Origin of the sequence: Pyxidicoccus caerfyrddinensis (assembly GCF_010894405.1) — a bacterium.
In the GTDB taxonomy this organism is placed as follows: domain Bacteria; phylum Myxococcota; class Myxococcia; order Myxococcales; family Myxococcaceae; genus Myxococcus; species Myxococcus caerfyrddinensis.
On sequence record NZ_JAAIYA010000018.1, the window covers coordinates 13,229 to 30,228 of the forward strand.

Genomic DNA, 17,000 nt, shown 5'->3' on the forward strand with positions numbered 1-17,000 from the left:
CGTGGCCCCGCGCTCTCCACCGCTGACGGCCTTCGGCGCCGGCAAGGTCATCCTGCTCGGCGAGCACAGCGTGGTGTACGGCCACCCGGCGCTGGCCGGGCCGCTGTCCCAGGGTGTGACGGCGCGCGGGGTGCCGGCGAAGCAGTGCCAGCTCGCGCTGCCGTCGAACCTGAGCCGTCCGCAGCGCGCGCAGCTCACCGCCGCCTTCGCCCGCGCTGCGGAGGCCACCGGCTCGCCGCCAGTGAAGGTGACGCTGGACGCGGACCTGCCGCTGGCCGTGGGCCTGGGCAGCTCCGCCGCGCTGTCGGTAGCGTGCGCGCGACTGCTCTTGATGGCGGCGGGGAAGGAGCCCACGCCGAGGGACGCCGCGCGCGTGGCGTGGGCCATGGAGCAGGAGTTCCACGGCACGCCGTCCGGCGTGGACCACACCACCAGCGCGGAGGAGCGGCTCGTCCTCTACCGCCGCAAGCCGGGGACGACGGTGGGCAAGGGCCGCGTGGTGGACAGCCCGGAGCCGCTGCACGTGGTGGTCGCGCTCGCGGGTGAGCGCAGCCCGACGAAGGCGACGGTGGGGGCGCTGCGCGAGCGGCAGGCGCGTTGGCCGGAGCGGTACACGCGCCTGTTCACCGAGATTGGCCGCGTGGCCTCCGAGGGCGCGCGGGCGGTGGAGGCGGGAGATTTGGAGGCGCTGGGTGACGCGATGAACGTCAACCAGGGCCTGCTGGCGGCGCTGGGGCTGTCGTCCCCTCCGCTGGAAGAGATGGTGTACCGGTTGCGGGGGCTGGGGGCGCTGGGCGCCAAGCTCACCGGGGCCGGCGGAGATGGTGGGGCCGTCATCGGCCTGTTCCTCGAACCCGGGCCGGCGGTGACGAAGCTCACCCGGCTCGGCGTGCGCTGCTTCAGCAGCCAGCTCGCGGGTCCGCGGGCGGTGTGAGTCCACTCATGAAAGCGACTGCCCTCGCGCATCCGAACATCGCCCTGGTGAAGTACTGGGGGAAGCGGGACGACGCGCTCATCCTTCCGCACCAGTCCAGCCTGTCCCTCACGCTGTCGCCGCTGTCGGTGACGACGACGGTGGAGTTCGGCGTGGGCAACGACGCCGTGGAGCTCAACGGCCACACGGCCCGGGGCAGCGAGCGCGAGCGCGTGCTGCGCCTGCTGGAGTCGGTGCGCGCGTCGGCGAAGAAGGAGCTGGGCCCGGCGAAGGTGGTGTCGCGCGGCGACTTCCCGATGGCGGCGGGCCTGGCCAGCAGCGCGGCGGGCTTCGCGGCGCTGGCGGTGGCGGGGCGCGCGGCGGCGGGGCTGCTGGCGGACCCCAGGGCGGCGAGCATCCTGTCGCGCCTGGGCAGCGGCTCGGCGTGCCGAAGCGTGCAGGGCGGCTTCTGCGAGTGGCAGCGCGGAGAGCGCGCGGACGGCGAGGACAGCTTCGCGGTGCAGCGCTTCGACGCGGCCCACTGGCCGGACGTGCGCATGGTGGTGGCCATCCTGGACCGCGGCGAGAAGGAGGTGAAGTCGCGGGACGGGATGAAGCACACCGTGGACACCAGCCCGTACTACCCGGCGTGGGTGCAGGACGCGGAGAAGGAGATTCCGCATGCGCGCGAGCACATCTCCCGGAGGGACCTGCAGGCCCTGGGAGAGCTGTGCGAGCGCAACGCGTGGCGGATGCACGCGACGAGCATGGCGGCCAACCCGCCGCTCTGCTACCTGAGCTCGGGGACGCTGGCGCTCATCCAGCACCTGCGCGAGCAGCGGAAGAAGGGCATGCCGGTGTGGTTCACGCTGGATGCGGGCCCCAACCCGGTGCTGCTGACGGACGCGGCGCACGAGGTCGCGGCCGAGGCGCTGGCGCGTGCATGCGGCGCGCTGGATGTGGTGCGCTGCGTGCCGGGTGGTGACGCGGAGCTGAAGGCGGAGCACCTGTTCTGATGGAGCGCGCCCTCTCCGCGCCGGGGAAGCTGTTCGTCTCCGGTGAGTACGCGGTGCTGTGGGGCGGGGTGTCGCGCGTGGCCGCGGTGGCGCCACGCACGGCGGCCTACGTGCGGCGGCGCGCGGATGCCCGCGTGCACGTGTGCCTGGAGGAGGGAACGCTGCGCGGGAGCACCACGCCCCTGGGCGTGCGCTGGGAGCGCGAGGTGCCGGCGGGGTTCTCCTTCGTGGCGAGCACGCTGGACGAGGCGCTGCGAGCGCACGGCCGCGCGAGCGCGGGCTTCGACCTGGCGGTGGCGCCGTCCGCGGTGGGGCCGAACGGGCAGAAGCTGGGCATGGGTGGCAGCGCGTGCGCGACGGTGCTGGCGGCGGAAGGCGCGCGCTACGTGCTGGAGGAGCGCTACGACGCGCTGAAGCTCGCGCTGACGGCGCATGCGCTGGGGCAGGGCGGGAAGGGGAGTGGCGGGGACGTGGCGGCGAGCTTCGCCGGAGGGCTGCTGCGCTACCGGCGCTATGACGTGGCGCCGCTGATTGAAGCGAGCAACGCGGGCCGGCTGCGCGCGGCGCTGGCGGAGTCGCCGTCGGTGGACGTGTGGCGGCTGGCGGTGCCCCGCGTGGCCATGGCGTACGCCTTCACGGGTGAGAGCGCGTCCACGCGGGTGCTGATTGCCCAGGTGGAGGCGCGGCTCGAAGAGGCGGGGCGGCAGGCCTTCGTGGCGCGCTCGGACGCGCTCGGGCAGGTGATTGAAGACGGCCTCGGTGGTGGAGACTTCCGTGCCTTCTCCGAGGCGGTGAAGGCGCAGCACGAGTTGTTGCTGGAGCTGGGCCCGCTGGAGACGGAAGGGATGCGCCGGGTGCTCGCGCTGGCGGCGGCGTACGGCTGCGCGGGGAAGCTGTCCGGCGCGGGCGGCGGGGACGGGTGCATCCTGTTCGCGCCGGATGCGCAGGTGCGCGCGGAGCTGTGCAAGGGATTGGAGGCGCGTGGCTTCCATACCCTGATGCTGGACGCGGAGCCCGGTGTGCGCGGTGAGGCGCAGGTGGACGCGCGGCTGCGCAACTGGTTGGACGCGCTGGGCTGAACCGCTCGGAAAAAGCGCGGGTGACAGGTTCGAACGCCTCCGGGGTTTGAACGTCAAACGCTCCTTCCGAGAGGTTTTCAGACCATGCTGAACCGTCGCTCCCTCCTCCAGGCCAGCCTTGGCATCACCGGGGGCTTTGCGCTCCTTCGCTCGACTCCCGCCAATGCGGCGCCTCTTTCATCGCCCGCGTCGCCCGAGGCCGCGGAGCCGCGCCCCTGGTACGCGCTGGGGTTGATGGAAGACCCCATCATGGAGAGTCAACTCCTGCACTTCCTGGCCGGGACGTACAGCGCCCAGTCGGACGTCGGCGAGGTGCTCGACACCGCGCGCCGCATCGTCCCGGGTGATGACTGGAGCTGGCCCACCGAGTGGGTCAGCACGGCCGACCGGCTTCGCATGATGGGCGACGCGAGCAACGCGAAGGGCCGCCGTCACAGTGCCGGCAATGCCTACCTGCGCGCCGCCAACTACTACCGCGCGGCCCTGATTCACCACCCGGAGCCCGGCCACCCGAGCGTGCTCGACACCGGGCGCAAGGCCGTGGACGCGTACAACAAGGCCCTCTCGCTGCTCCGGATTCCGGCCACCGCCGTGCGGATTCCCTACGAGAACACCACGCTGCCCGGCTACTTCTTCCGAAGCCCCTGCGCGCACGGCCACGCGCCACTGCTCGTCTTCCAGCAGGGACGCGACGCCTGGCCCGAGGAGTCCAAGTATGTGATTGATGCCGCCCTGGAGCGCGGCTACCACTGCCTCATCGTGCACGCGCCGGGACAGGGCATGGCCGTCCGCGCGCAGGGGCTCACCTTCCGGCCCGACTGGGAGAAGGTCATCACCCCCGTCATCAACTTCGCCACGCGAATCTCGGGCGTGGACGACCGCCGAATCGCGCTGCTGGGCTGGAGCATGGGTGGGGCGCTCGTGCCGCGCGCGGCCGCGTTCGAGCGGCGCCTCAAGCTGCTGATTCCGAATCCGGGTGTCCTGGACTGGGGACAGGCTTCGTTCGACCAGTTCAACATGTACTTCCCGGACATCATGCCGCTGCTCGACCAGGACCCGCAGGCGTTCGACGCGGCGATGGCGCAGCTGATGGACGCGGTGTTCCTGTACCGCTGGTACATGCGGGACTCGATGTCCAAGCACGGCGCCAGCTCGCCGTCGGACCTGCTGTTCAAGCTCCGCGAGTTCACCAACGTGCCCGTCGTCCAGCGCATCCGCTGCCGCACCCTCGTCATGGACGGCACCGCCGAAGCCTTCACGGTGGGGCAGGCGAAGCTTCTCTTCGACGCCCTGACATGCCCCAAGGACTACCTGCTCTTCACCGAGGAGGACACCGGGCAACTGCACTGCCAGGAAGGCGCGCAGGCCGTTGCCAACCACCGCATGTTCGACTGGGTCGACGAGTACATCTGAGTCACTTGCGCCCCTGCGGGGCCCGCACGCCCGGCTACACGGCGGCCGGGTTTAATGTCGGCAATTCAATCTTTTCTGTGTTTCGCGTTACCCAGTTGCGGCTGTCACGCCGTGCCATGTGCGGGGTCCAGAAAGCCCCCGCCGTGGCCCACCTACGCAAAGGGGGCAACATGAACGTGAAACACATCATCCGTGGTGGCGCTGTTCTGGGATTGGTGCTGACGGGCTGTGGTGGTCCGCAGACGGAGGAGGTTGCGTCTTCGGAGCTGGGGAGCACGGAGCAGGGGCTCCAGCTCATCACCAACAGCGGCTTCGAGGCGGCTCCGTCCGGTAGCTACAACTACACGGTCCTCACCACGGGCGCGACGACGCTCACGAACTGGACCATCGGCGGCAGCATCAAGGTGATGCACAGCACCTACAAGACGCCGAACAGCGGCACCAAGTCCGTGGACCTCAACGGCATGGGTGCGGGCAGCATCTCGCAGACGATTCCCACGGTGGTGGGCGGCGGGTACACGGTGAAGTTCTGGGTGGCCAACAGCCCGGGCTGTACGGGCCTCAACCGCTCCGCGAAGCTCACCTACGGCCCCTCCACCGCGAGCTTCACGAACTCGCTCGCGGGCTGGACGCAGCGGACGTACGTGTTCAACGCCACGACGACGAGCACGCTCATCAAGCTGGAGAGCACGTCGACTGGCACGACCTGCGGCATCGCCGTGGACGACCTCACGGTCGACGGCCCGTGATTCACGCGTAGTCGCGCGCCCGGGAGGGGCACCGTGGCTCCCTCCGGATGCGTGCCCCGTCCTGGCCCGTGGCACGTGGAGGACTTCGGGAGTCGTCCTCCTTCTGCACGCGCTGCCGTAGCGTCATGCCCTTCAGAAGCTGGAGGACCCTGCATGACGCTTCGACAGGTTGGTGCAGTACTCATGGTGCTCCTGACCGCTTGCGGAAGCACTCCACGTGTCTCGCGCTCCTCAGCGGATGGCGGCGAGGGCAGCCCCGCGGCGGCTCGTTACGGCTTGCTCGTCCTCTCTCCTCGAAGCACCCCTGTGTCGCCTGTCGAGGTGGATGAGGACGACTTCATGGAAGCGGTGACGAGGCTGGCTCGCGAAGCCCGGCCCGTCGAGATGCCCCGGGAGGAGGCCCGGCAGTTGCTCGCCCAGGCCCTGTCTCAGGTGGAAGGCGAACATGTCATCCGGCTGGCTCCCGTGAACGTGAGCGTTGGCGCGTCGCGGGTTGAAGCGGAGCTGACGCGCGAGTACCTGCGCTGGTGCCAGCGCATGCAAGGCGGCGGTGACTGTTTGCGCCTGCTGGTGGATGGCCCGACCGTGCGCGGTGACGACCGGTATGCACTGGCGCTGGCGATTTCGCTGGGCTCGGTGCTGGGGGAAACGACCAAGGCACTCAAGGGCATGGTGCAGCCGTCGGCCGTGCTGTCCCTGCTGGTGTGGGCGGCCGTCGTCTACCTGCTGCTGTGGGCACTACCCGACCCGCTCTCCAAAACCATCGCGGCGGGGATGACGGTGTTGCTGCTGGGCTGGCTGGGCGTGGACACGGTGTGGAGCCTGATGCGTGGCTGGGTGCGGCTGGTGGAGGACGCCGATCGGGCCACCACCTTCGATGAGCTGAGCAAGGTCGGAGAGACGTTCGGCCGGGTGATGGGCGAGAACACCGCGCGCGTGCTGGTGATGGTGGCCACGGCGGCCCTCGGTGGCGCGGTGCCGAAGCTGGCGAAGTTGATGCCGAAGCTGCCCGGCTTCTCGCAGGCGGCCGTGCAGGCCGAAGCACAGGGAGGGCTCCGGCTCGCGGCAATAGCCGAGGTGGAGTCGGTGGCGGTCTCGTCCGAGGGCACCTTCTCCGTCCTGATGAAGAGCCCGGGGAGCCGGGCGGGCGCGGCGACCGCGGAATCAGAGGCCGCGGTTACCACCATCATCCGGCACCAGGGCGGCAACCGGCAGGTGCTTACCAACGGTCAGCGGTGGCACGTGCCCGCGAACAAGCCGCTGAAGGAACTCCCAGCGGCAGACCCCGTTGGAGACCGGCTGCAGGCCGCTGCTGCCCGCAGTGCCGAGCGCTGGAGCGCGCGAGGTCCTGATGCCGACGAGCTCATCGCCATCCAGCGTGCCGCGGCACAGGGCAAGACGTGGCTGGCGCGATTGTTGGAACGGCAATCCAGGGGCCGCTTCGTGGAGAGTGAGTTGAGGAGACAATTCCCCGAGCTGCGATGGAGCCGGACCGGAGTCGACGCCGTTGATCCTGCAACAGGGTACAGATACGAAGTTCTCTCGGGGACGGTCTCCAACCTGGCCCTGCATGGGCAGCGCATGGCAGACGCCCTGTTCCGGATGATCACCTTCTGAGCGCGCCAGCGGAGTGAGGCTCCATGATTCAGTTCCGAGATACAGAACTCGTGAACGAGCGGCTCGAGCTGAACAGCAAGACCGAGCACTACTACCTCGGTCATCACCTGACCTTGCGCAGCTGCACGCTCGTCATCGGAGTGCCGGCCAGCGCGCTGACCATCGCCAGGACACGCCTCATCGACTGCTCCATCGAGGTGAAGAAGTCACTCAAGCACTTCCGCTGGGACGAGGTCTTCGTGAAGGGCTGTCGCTTCACGGGCACCCTGAGCGGCAATGACTTCGGCCGCTGGCCGGACTTCGAGGCAGGGGGCATCGAGGACTGCGACTTCTCGGGCGCCCAACTCGATGGGTGCCGGTTCATCGGCTGTGACGCCAGCACCCTGCGGTTCCCCTCATGGCCGTGCTTCACCGTGCTCGACCCTGCTCGGAGGAGTCGTGAGCTGGCGGCGCTCCCATGGCCCGGTCAGCTCGGAATCGTGGTGGGCACGTTCTCGAAGTACCCGCCGTCCACGGCGGCCGTGACGTTCTCCGCGACAAGGCTCGCCAAGGAGTCTGGCACCACCGAGCACGAAATCCGCGCCGTGCTTGAGCAGGTGGACGGCGTGAAGCTGTAGTCGTCCCGAGCCTCGGGCCTACTTCAGAACATGTGCCCGAACGTCAGGTAGAACCGCCCCCGTCCGGTCTCCGTGGAGCGCGCATAGTCCGCGCGCACCGTGGCGGCACGACGCGACAGGCGCACGCCGCCGCCGATTCCCGGGTGCCACTCGTACCACTTGCCGTCCGGCACGCCCGGGTGCCACACGCGGCCGAAGTCCATGAACACCACCGCGCCCAGCTTCATGCTCTGGCCGAACATCTGCAGGTTCGCCGCCTGGAACCGCAGCTCCGTGTTGCTGAACGCCTTGATGTTCCCCGAGAAGCGGTTGCGCTCAATCCCGCGCACGCTGCTCATCCCGCCGATGCCCTCGGACACGTTGACGCCGCCCGTGTTGCTCCACTCGTAGAACGGCACGTCGCCGAACAGCATGTCGAGCGTCAGCCGGTGCGCCAGCGTCAGCCGCGACGACAGCTTGATGTAGCGCCGCTCGCTCAGCGTGATGCCCGCGTACTGGTACCTGCTCCCCGTCGCGCTGCCCGACACGCGCAGCGCCAGCTCCTCCACGCCGCCCACCGTCGGGTCCGACTCGTCGTCGCGCGTGTCCCAGAGCACGCCCGCCAGAAGCTGCCCCGTGGAGCCACCCTCGATGCCGAGCGGCTTCTGCTTCGCCAGCATGGACGCCTCCTCCGAGTCCACGCTCGTGTACCGCCACCCGTAGCCCAGGTACGACTGGAGCGGGTGCGTCAGGCCGAACGGCCGCCCGCGCAGGCGCACCCAGAAGCCCGGCGAACCCTTGTCGAAGTTGTAGCGAGGGTCATCCTCATCGCCGCGGAAGTCCGGGGCGGACTTGTTGCCCGCGCCGAAGAAGGGACTGCGCATCTCCCGCCGGTACTCCAGCCGCCCCTCCAGCCGCAGCGGGCCGATGAGCTGCGGCCCGTCGTAGCGCAGGTAGTGGGTCTGCACGCCGCGGGTGCTGAAGAACACCTGCGCGCCAATGGCGTGCGCGTACGGCACCTTCCCCGGCGCATACAGGTACATGCCGCCCACGCCGCCGTAGCCGAAGCCGTGGTCCGAGTTGAAGCTCACCAGCGGCAGCGCAATCGCGTCGACGCCGGACTCCTTCTTCGCGGGTTGCAGCCCGGGCGCGGGCTGTGGTGGCACCACCGGGGCGGCGGCCAGGCTGGCGAGGATGAGGACGGCGGGAATCATCATTGGGGGGCCGCTCTGAACTGTCAGAGGAACGAAAACATCCCGAACACCGGAACGGCCCAGGCCGCTTGCCTACCCACCAGCAGACCAGGCTGCTGGCGAAGGCGAGCGGCCCCCCGAGTGCTCATTTTGCCTCGCGGGGGAGGGGAGGCGTCAACGTGAGCGGTGTAATCAGCCCAGCCATGCACATGTGGGCCAACGGTCTGGTACGTCGTATTGGCTCAAAGGTTCCACCGTCGCCGCAACGCCGGCCGAGGAATGTGGTCATCGTGCACCTTGACGGTGTGCCGAAGACCCTCCTGGACGAGGCCATTGTCGCCGGAAAGATGCCGTTTTTCTCGAGTCTCGTCCGCTCTGGCACCTTTCACCTGGAAGACGCGTTCTGGGGCGCACCCACGTCCACGCCCTATTTCCAGGCGGGGCTGCTGTACGGGATGCGGCACTCCAACCTGCCGGCGTACTCCTGGTACGACCGCGAGCTGGGCCGCAAGGTGCAGATGAACACGCCGGCGGACGCGCTCGAAATCGACCAGCGCCTGCGCGGCGCGGGGCGCACCAGCCTGCTCGACGGCGGCGGACACGGGTACTTCTCGCTGTTCCGCGCGGGCGCGAACAACGCGCTCAGCATGAGCACGCTGGCCAGCTTCAAGCTGATGGCCCGCTCGTTCTCCTACGAGATGATGGGCCTGTCCGCGGCGCGCACGCGCGGCATCTTCGCGTACCTGCGCTCGCTGGGCATGGACACGTGGCACGCGGCGCGCGAGGTGCGGCACTGGGCGCGCTCCATCCGCGACTGGCGCCACGAGCAGGGCTTCCTCCTGAGCCGCGTCCTCCTGCAGCGGCTGGGCTGGAGCTTCGCGCACACCAAGGCGCTGGTGGACATGGTGCGCGGCGTGCCGGCCGTCTACCTCGTCTACGGCAACTACGACGAGGTGGCCCACCGCCGCGGGCCCCGCTCGCAGCTCGCGCTCGATGAGCTGCACCGCGTGGATGCGTACCTCGCGGAGCTCTACGCGGTGGCGCGCACCGTGGAGCGGCCCTACGACGTCGTCATCCTCTCCGACCACGGGCACGTGGACAGCCTGCCGCTGGAGCGGCGCCGCGGACAGCGCCTGGAGCAGTGGCTGCTGGAAGGCGGAGACGGGAGCCCGCTCTCCGAGGACGTGGTGCGCGGCCTCTGCGAAGGCCGCGTCCGTCCCGAGCCGGACACCACTCCGCGCGCCCCCTTCACCCCGGTGGTCATGGAGTGCGGCAACTTCGCGCACGTGTATCTCTCTGGGGGGCGCCAGCCGCTGGAGGCCCGTGAGCTGCTCGCGCGCTTCCCGCAGGTGCTCGCGCGCGTCACGCGCAGCCCGGAGATTGGCATCGTCGCGATGCGGCGCGGCCACTCCGCGGTGGCCGTGGTGAAGGGCGGCGTGTATGGCCCGGAGGAGCTGGACCATGCGCCGCTGTCCCCCGAGTTCAGCAAGCGCGCGGTGGCGGACTTCCTCCGAGGGTTGCCGTCGATGACGACGGCGGGCGACGTGGTGCTCTTCGGCGAAGCGGTGCAGCGCGGCGGCACCGTGGGCTTCGCGTGGGAGTTCGGCTCGCACGGGGGCCTCACGCGCACGGAGGCCAACAGCCTGGTGGCGTGGCCGGCCGACGCGCCGGTGGACCTGTCCGGCCTGGGCCACTGCGTGCAGCTCCACGAGCGGCTGGCGGAGGCATACCTGGACCCGGCACCGGCCCTCAGGTTGGTGCTGTGAGGGGGAGGGGAATGAGTCCCACGCAAGGGAGCGGAGGCCGTACGCTCATCAAGGCCCTGCTGGCGGCGCTGGGGCTGGTGCTGTCCGTCGTCCTCCTGTCCACGGCCTTCTTCAAGTGGAACCTGCGCGGCGCGGGAGCGCTGCTCCAGCCGCGCTTCCCGCTGGACGAGTTCGTGCGTGCTCTGCCCGGCCACCTCGTGTGGCTGCTGCCCTTCCTCCTCCTGCAGGCCTCGGTGATTCCGCTGCGCGCGGTGCAGTGGCAGAGCACCCTGCGCCGGCCGGTGCCGCTGAAGGAGCGCTACCACCTGGTGGCGATTGGGGCCTTCGTGCACAACGCGCTGCCGGGGAAGCTGGGCGATGTGATGCGCTCGTTCCTGCTGTCGCGCACGCAGCGCATCCCCTTCCTGCGCTGCCTGGGCTCGGTGGGCGTGTGCAAGCTGATGGAGTTCGCCGCGCTGATGCTGCTCGTCTCCGCGTCGCTGCTGGGCCCCTTCGGCGGGACGCTGGCCCGCTTCCAGGGCGAGCTGAAGGTGGCCGTCTACCTCTGCATCGGCCTGGTGGCGTTGGTGGTGCTGCTGGCCCACTGGTCCGCGCCGCTCGCGCATGCGATGCACCGCCGCCACAAGCTGCCCCGGCTGGAGAGCTTCCTCCACCACCTGAGCGAGGGCCTGGGCACCGCGCGCTCCTTCGTCGGCATGGCGCGAGTCTTCGTCTTCTCCGTGGGCCCGGTGCTGGCCTCCGCGCTGGCGTACGGCATGGCGCTGCACGGCATCGGCATCAGCGGGGGACTCTTCGCGGGGGCCGTCGTCCTGGGCGCCATCTCCCTGGGCCAGTCGCTGCCCGGCGTGCCTGCCGGCATGGGCCTCTACTACTTCGTCACCAGCTGGGCGGCTCGCAGCCTGGGCGCCACGCCGGAGGACGCCGCGGCCTTCTCCACGCTCACCCACCTGGGCACCGTCATCAGCCAGGTGGCCGTGGGCGCCTGGTCCGTGCACGTGCGGAAGATTCGGATTCGCGACCTGCGCAAGGGCGGCAGCCTGGCGCGCGAGGCCGCGCACCACGTGGCCCATGACGCCGTGGAGCCCGCGCCGCCCTGAACGAGGGGCGCCGAAGCGGGCTCCGGAATCCAGACCTCCAGAAAGCGAAAAGGGGCCCCGGTTCGGAAACCGGGACCCCTTATCAACTTCATGCCCAGGAGAGGACTCGAACCTCCATGCCCTTGCAGGCGCTAGACCCTGAATCTAGTGTGTCTACCAATTCCACCACCTGGGCGGGTGGGGCTTTGCTGCCGGTGCTGCGATGGGCGAGACGTATAGATTTCCTGCCCGGCCTCGTCAAGCACTACGTAACAACCCTACTTCTTCAGCGGCCATTTCCCCTCGGCCTCGAGCGCGCGGCGCAGGGCGGGGTTCTCGTCCATGAAGGCGGTGAGGGACTCCTCGGTGATCTCCACCTGGATGTCCTCGGAGCCCAGCTCCGTCTGACAGCTCAACCGGGAGTACGGGCGGACGTCGAACCCCATGTCCAGGCGGTCGGCTTCCGCGTCCGTCTGCTCGCTCAGCGAGTCGAGGCCCTTGCGCACCCAGATATGGCAGGTGGAGCAGGCGCAGACGCCGCCGCAGCTGTGGCCCACCTGGGCGCCGCACGTTTCCGCGGCGTCCAGCAGGGTGGTGCCGGTGGGCACGTCGGCGCTGACCTCGGCCAGCGGGCTCTTGAAGGTCACCTTCGGCACGTCAGTACTCCTCCACGGAGTGCCCGGCCACCACCTGGGTGATGGCCTGGTTCATCACCCGCTCGATGAAGGGCCGCGACGCCTCGTCCAGCGTGTGCACGGCCTCCTTCAGCTTCAGGTGGTCCTCGCCCTTCATCAGCTCGCGCACGCGCGCCATGCCCGCGTCGATGGCGGGGCGCTCGCCTTCCTGGAGGAGGTCGCCGTGCTCACGCAACTGGCGCTCGGCCTCGGCGAGGACGCGCTCGGCGTCCACGCGCTGCTCGCGCACCTGCCGGGCCTGGATGTCCTCCTCCGCGTGATCGATGGAGTCGAGCAGCATCTGCTCGATTTCCTCGTCGGTGAGGCCGTGGCTCGGCTTGACGGTGATGGACTGGCTGACGCCGGTGCTCTGCTCCTTCGCGCTCACGGAGAGGATGCCGTCCGCGTCCACGCTGAAGCGCACCTCCACCCGCGCCATGCCCGCCGCCAGCGGCGGAATGCCGGAGAGGGTGAAGCGCGCGAGGCTGCGGTTGTCCTGCACCAGCTCGCGCTCGCCTTGCACCACGTGCACGTCCAGGCCCGTCTGCCCGTCCTTGAAGGTGGTGAAGACCTGGGCCGCCGCCATGGGGATGGTGGAGTTGCGCGGAATGAGCTTCTCGGTGATGCCGCCCATCGTCTCCAGCCCGAGCGACAGCGGAATCACGTCCAGCAGCAGCACGTCGTCCTGGCGGTCGACGGTGGTGAGCAGGTTGGCCAGCACCGCCGCGCCCATGGCCACCACCTGGTCCGGGTCGATGTCACCCAGCGGCTCGCGGCCGAACACCTCCGCCACGTACCGGCGCACCGCCGGCACGCGCGTGGCTCCGCCCACGAGGACGACGCCGTCCAATTCGGCCGCCGTCACGCCCGCGTCCTTCAGCGCCCGCCGGCACACCAGCCCCGTCTTCTGCACGAGCGGCTGAATCCACGCGTCGAAGTCCGCGCGCTTCACCGTCTGCGTGTGGCTGCCCACGGTGAGCTGCACCTCGGGCGCGTCGGTGAGCGCCTCCTTCGCCTTGCGCGAGGCCGCCAGCACCTCTGCCACCAGCGAGGGCGAGGGCTCCGTCACGCCCATCGTCTGCAGCACGTGCTGGGCAATCACGCGGTCGAAGTCGTCGCCGCCCAGCGCGGAGTCGCCGCCGGTGGACTTCACCTCGAAGATGCCGTCCTCCAGCTTGAGGATGGAGACGTCGAAGGTGCCGCCGCCGAGGTCATAGACGGCGTAGGTGCCCTGGCTGCCCTTGTCCAGGCCGTAGGCCAGTGCTGCGGCGGTGGGCTCGTTGAGCAGCCGCAGCACCTCCAGCCCGGCCAGCCGGCCCGCGTCCTTGGTGGCCTGCCGCTGGGCGTCGTCGAAGTAGGCAGGCACGGTGATGACCGCCTGCTCCACCTTGGTGGAGAAGTGCGCTTCCGCGCGGCGCTTGAGGGCGCGCAGCACCTCGCCGGACACTTCAATCGGCGTCACGGGCGTGCCACCGGCCACGTCGAAGCGGACCACCTTGGCGCCGGGGACGAAGCGGTAGTGCCCCAGCTTGCGCGTCTCCGCGTCGTCCGGGCTGCGGCCCATGAAGCGCTTCACGGAGGCAATGGTGTCGTCGGGGTGCTCGGGCGCCAGGCGCCGGGCCCGTGCGCCGACCACCACGCCGCCGTCCTTCGCGTAGTGCACGACGGAGGGCAAAAGCAGCGAGTCCCCCTCGTCCACCGGGACGCAGCGGGGCTTGTCCTGGACCACCGCCGCGACGAGCGAGTTGGTGGTGCCCAGGTCGATGCCCACTGCCTGCCCCTTGGGCTTCAGCGGGTCGTGGATCTGCAGGTAGCCGTTCTTGCTCACGACAGACTCTCCTCCTCGAACGCGTCCACCTGCTCGAGGAAGCGCGTGAAGTAGCGCACCCGCCCCAGCGCGTGCGATGCCTTTTTCACCAGGTCTGCTCCCCCGCCACCCCCTTCGAGGGCACGCAGGGTACCGGCCGCTTCAGCGAGCGCCGCCTTGCGCCGGGCCTCCACGTCGGTGGCCATGCTCCGCGCGCGGGCGAGGTCCTTCTTCTCCATGGCGCCGTCCAGGGCCTCGCGCAGCTCCATGACCTCCTCCAGGAACTCCAGCGGCATGTCCTTCTGGGCGCCCGCGTCCTCGCGGTCCAGGTCGATGCCGTGCAGCTTGAGGAGGTAGAAGGCGCGGCGCACCGGGTCCTTCAGCGTCTTGAAGGCCTCGTTGAGGGCGGTGGTTCCCTCCAGCGCCTTGAGCCGCTCGCGCGCGTCCGCCTGCGCCACCCGGTCCGGGTGCCACAGGAGCGACAGCTCGCGGTACTGCTTCTCCAGCGCCGGCACGTCCACGTCGTAGGCGCGGGGCAGCCCGAAGACGTCGAAGTGGGTCCTCACGGGGGCTTTCTCCAAGAAGGGTGACAAACGAAAAGGGCCCGGCAGCTGGCCGGGCCCGGGTGACGGTGGCTCCCGCCGTGGGAGGGGGAACTCCAAGGTCAGACGGAGAAGCTCTCTCCGCAGCCGCAGGCGGCCTTGATGTTGGGGTTGTTCAGCTTGAACCCCGAGGCCATCAGCGTCTGCTCGAACACCAGCTCCGTGCCGATGAGGTACAGGTAGCTCTTCGGGTCCACGAAGACGCGCACGCCGTCCTTCTCGAAGACCTTGTCGCGCTCGCGGGACTTCTCGGACCACTCCATGGAGTACTGGAGGCCCGAGCACCCGCCGCCCTTCACGGCCAGCCGCAGGCCGGCCTCGGGCGTCTGGCGCTGCTCGAGCAGCTCCTTCAGCCGGGCCACCGCGCTGTCCGCGATGGTGATGCCCTTGGGGGCGGGCTTCGCCACGGGCGCGGTGGCAGGCGTCGGGCTCTGCATCGTCTCCTGGGTCGCCTGCTCACTCATGGGTGTCTCTCCCTTCCCGCCTCAGGACGCCTTCGCCTGGCGCGCGGCGCGCTTCTTCTTGAAGTCCTCGATGGCCGCCTTGATGGCGTCCTCGGCCAGCACGGAGCAGTGGATCTTCACCGGCGGCAGGGACAGCTCGCGAGCCACGTCCTTGTTGGAGATGGTCATCGCCTCGTCCACCGTCTTGCCCTTCACCCACTCGGTGACGAGCGACGAGGAGGCGATGGCCGAGCCACAGCCGAAGGTCTTGAACCGCGCATCCTCGATGCGACCGTCGTCCGTGATCTTCAGCTGGAGCCGCATCACGTCACCGCAAGCGGGCGCGCCCACCAGACCGGTGCCGACGTTGGGGTCTTCCTTGTCCATCGTCCCGACGTTGCGGGGGTTCTCGTAGTGGTCGATGACCTTGTCGCTGTAAGCCATGTCGACTCCTTCAACGAATGCTTCGCACCAAAGGTTCCGGAGGGCAATGCCCCCCGTGCGAGGGGCCATGCGCTCCGCTGTATGCCTGGAAAGACGGGCTTATGCGCCGTTCACTCGGAAGGCGCTAGTGCGCCGTCCACTCGATCGACTTGAGGTCGATGCCTTCCTTGGCCATCTCGTAGAGCGGGCTCATCTCGCGCAGCTTGCGGACCTTGTCCACCACCAGCTTCACCACGTAGTCGACTTCCTCGTCGGTGGTGAAGCGGCCCAGGCCGAAGCGGATGGAGCTGTGCGCCAGCTCCTCGTCCACGCCCAGTGCCCGGAGCACGTAGGACGGCTCCAGCGAGGCGGACGTGCAGGCGGACCCGGAGGACACCGCCACGTCCTTGATGCCCATCATCAGGGACTCACCCTCGGCGTGGGCGAAGGAGATGTTGAGGTTGCCCGGCAGCCGGTGCTCCATGGAGCCGTTGATGATGGTCATGTCCAGCGCGTCGGTGAGCCCCTTCCGGAGCTTCTCGCGCAGCCGGAGGATGCGAGCGGCCTCGTCAGGCAGCTCCTTGCGGGCGAATTCCGCCGCCGCGCCGAAGCCGACGATGGCCGCGACATTGAGGGTGCCGGAGCGCATGCCGCGCTCATGCCCGCCGCCGTCGATGATGGGGGCGATGCGCACGCGCGGCTTGCGGCGCACGTAGAGGGCGCCGACGCCCTTGGGCCCGTACATCTTGTGGGCGGTGATGGACGCGAGGTCCACCTTCATGGCCTCCACGTCGAAGGGCACCTTGCCAATGCCCTGCACCGCGTCGCAGTGGAAGAGCACGCCCTTCGCACGGCAGAGGGCGCCAATCTCCGCGATGGGCTGCACGGTGCCAATCTCGTTGTTGGCGAACATGATGGAGACGAGCACCGTCTTCGGCGTCATCGCCGCGGCCAGCTTCTCCATGCTCACCCGGCCGTCGGGCTCCACGTCCAGGTAGGTGACGCGCGCGCCGCCGGTGGGGCGCTCCGCCCACTTCAGGTAGACGGCGTCGTTCTCCACGTCGTACTTCGCCGCCAGCTCCGCGAGGTTGTCCTCGGTGACGTCCTGTCCGGACAGCTCGCCCAGGCGCAGCGCCTTCAGCTCGTCCAGGCGCTCCTGGCGCACGCGCTCCAGGCGCTTGCAGGTGTCCAGGATGGCCTTGTGCTCCGTCTTGAGGGTGATGATGTGGTCACCCTTCGACTTGTAGAACTCGATGACGCCCTTGATGGCCAGGTTGTCGGACTCGGTGGCGCCGGAGGTGAAGACGATTTCCTGCTCGGACGCGCCGATGAGCTCGGCCACCTGCTGGCGGGCCTTCTTCACGGCTGCCTCGGCCTTCCAGCCGAACACGTGATTGCGGCTGGCCGCGTTGCCGAAGTCCTCACGCAGGTAGGGGAGCATGAGCTCCAGCACCCGCGGGTCCAGCGGCGTGGTGGCGTGGTAGTCCATGTAGATCGGCAGCTTCACCATTGGGTCCAACACCTTCCTGTAGGGGGGCTTCCACCTCCCCCGCGCCCCGGCGCCTTCGGGAGGCGCGCCGCAGGGGACTCACACCGGCCCACATGAATGTGGACCGGACTGGTCAAATATAAA

Annotated in this window: 16 protein-coding genes and 1 tRNA gene; 9 read left to right on the forward strand and 8 right to left on the reverse strand. The window is 69.4% G+C overall.

Annotated elements, in window-relative coordinates; genetic code table 11:
- The first annotated feature begins 1 nt into the window (after nt 1).
- The 7 genes from mvk to G4D86_RS34630 all read left to right on the forward strand — a co-directional run bounded on the left by mvk (nt 2) and on the right by G4D86_RS34630 (nt 7,404).
- On the forward strand, nt 2–934 hold the full coding sequence (gene mvk, locus G4D86_RS34600; RefSeq protein WP_163998390.1) for a mevalonate kinase: 933 nt from the start codon (nt 2–4) through the stop codon (nt 932–934).
- A gap of 8 nt (nt 935–942) precedes the next feature.
- The gene (gene mvaD / locus G4D86_RS34605; RefSeq protein WP_163998391.1) at nt 943–1,929 is read left to right on the forward strand and encodes a diphosphomevalonate decarboxylase; all 987 of its coding nucleotides are present in this window, start codon (nt 943–945) and stop codon (nt 1,927–1,929) included.
- A complete protein-coding gene (locus G4D86_RS34610) occupies nt 1,929–3,008 on the forward strand; it encodes a mevalonate kinase family protein (protein WP_163998392.1) in 1,080 nt (359 codons plus the stop codon). Before mvaD ends, G4D86_RS34610 begins: the two co-directional genes overlap by 1 nt.
- An 84-nt stretch (nt 3,009–3,092) precedes the next feature.
- The gene (locus tag G4D86_RS34615) at nt 3,093–4,421 is read left to right on the forward strand and encodes an alpha/beta hydrolase family protein (protein WP_163998393.1); all 1,329 of its coding nucleotides are present in this window, start codon (nt 3,093–3,095) and stop codon (nt 4,419–4,421) included.
- Nucleotides 4,422–4,591: 170 nt separating this feature from the next.
- Nucleotides 4,592–5,170: a DUF642 domain-containing protein gene (locus tag G4D86_RS34620; protein WP_163998394.1), complete on the forward strand. Its 579-nt coding sequence runs from the start codon at nt 4,592–4,594 to the stop codon at nt 5,168–5,170.
- 153 nt (nt 5,171–5,323) lie between these two features.
- Complete coding sequence (gene sitA5, locus G4D86_RS34625) at nt 5,324–6,787, forward strand: SitA5 family polymorphic toxin (RefSeq protein WP_476705413.1); 1,464 nt, start codon at nt 5,324–5,326, stop codon at nt 6,785–6,787.
- Between the two features lie 23 nt (nt 6,788–6,810).
- The gene (locus G4D86_RS34630; RefSeq protein WP_163998396.1) at nt 6,811–7,404 is read left to right on the forward strand and encodes a hypothetical protein; all 594 of its coding nucleotides are present in this window, start codon (nt 6,811–6,813) and stop codon (nt 7,402–7,404) included.
- Nucleotides 7,405–7,427: 23 nt separating this feature from the next.
- On the opposite strand, the gene omp85 is transcribed toward G4D86_RS34630, so the two are convergent.
- Nucleotides 7,428–8,600 carry an Omp85 family outer membrane protein gene (omp85, locus tag G4D86_RS34635; RefSeq protein WP_163998397.1) on the reverse strand — a complete coding sequence of 391 codons (1,173 nt, stop codon included), beginning with the start codon at nt 8,598–8,600 and terminating at the stop codon, nt 7,428–7,430.
- 179 nt (nt 8,601–8,779) lie between these two features.
- On the opposite strand from omp85, the gene G4D86_RS34640 reads away from it, so the two are divergent.
- Both G4D86_RS34640 and G4D86_RS34645 read left to right on the forward strand, forming a co-directional pair.
- Complete coding sequence (locus G4D86_RS34640) at nt 8,780–10,342, forward strand: alkaline phosphatase family protein (RefSeq protein WP_240360625.1); 1,563 nt, start codon at nt 8,780–8,782, stop codon at nt 10,340–10,342.
- An 11-nt stretch (nt 10,343–10,353) separates the two neighbouring features.
- Nucleotides 10,354–11,439 carry a lysylphosphatidylglycerol synthase transmembrane domain-containing protein gene (locus G4D86_RS34645; protein ID WP_163998398.1) on the forward strand — a complete coding sequence of 362 codons (1,086 nt, stop codon included), beginning with the start codon at nt 10,354–10,356 and terminating at the stop codon, nt 11,437–11,439.
- Between the two features lie 91 nt (nt 11,440–11,530).
- Here the strand turns inward: G4D86_RS34645 and G4D86_RS34650 are convergent.
- The 7 genes from G4D86_RS34650 to G4D86_RS34680 all read right to left on the reverse strand — a co-directional run bounded on the left by G4D86_RS34650 (nt 11,531) and on the right by G4D86_RS34680 (nt 16,874).
- Nucleotides 11,531–11,614 (reverse strand) — tRNA-Leu (locus G4D86_RS34650).
- Between the two features lie 82 nt (nt 11,615–11,696).
- The gene (locus G4D86_RS34655) at nt 11,697–12,074 is read right to left on the reverse strand and encodes a 2Fe-2S iron-sulfur cluster-binding protein (protein ID WP_163998399.1); all 378 of its coding nucleotides are present in this window, start codon (nt 12,072–12,074) and stop codon (nt 11,697–11,699) included.
- A gap of 1 nt (nt 12,075) precedes the next feature.
- On the reverse strand, nt 12,076–13,920 hold the full coding sequence (gene hscA, locus G4D86_RS34660) for a Fe-S protein assembly chaperone HscA (RefSeq protein ID WP_163998400.1): 1,845 nt from the start codon (nt 13,918–13,920) through the stop codon (nt 12,076–12,078).
- Nucleotides 13,917–14,465: a Fe-S protein assembly co-chaperone HscB gene (hscB, locus tag G4D86_RS34665; protein WP_163998401.1), complete on the reverse strand. Its 549-nt coding sequence runs from the start codon at nt 14,463–14,465 to the stop codon at nt 13,917–13,919. The genes hscA and hscB overlap by 4 nt, the downstream gene beginning before the upstream one ends.
- Before the next feature lie 98 nt (nt 14,466–14,563).
- Nucleotides 14,564–14,965 (reverse strand): HesB/IscA family protein, encoded by a 402-nt coding sequence (locus G4D86_RS34670; RefSeq protein WP_163998402.1) that lies wholly within the window; start codon nt 14,963–14,965, stop codon nt 14,564–14,566.
- Nucleotides 14,966–14,986: 21 nt separating this feature from the next.
- Nucleotides 14,987–15,388: a Fe-S cluster assembly scaffold IscU gene (gene iscU, locus G4D86_RS34675; protein ID WP_163998403.1), complete on the reverse strand. Its 402-nt coding sequence runs from the start codon at nt 15,386–15,388 to the stop codon at nt 14,987–14,989.
- A 124-nt stretch (nt 15,389–15,512) separates the two neighbouring features.
- Nucleotides 15,513–16,874 (reverse strand): IscS subfamily cysteine desulfurase, encoded by a 1,362-nt coding sequence (locus G4D86_RS34680; protein ID WP_240360640.1) that lies wholly within the window; start codon nt 16,872–16,874, stop codon nt 15,513–15,515.
- Between the last annotated feature and the right edge of the window lie 126 nt (nt 16,875–17,000).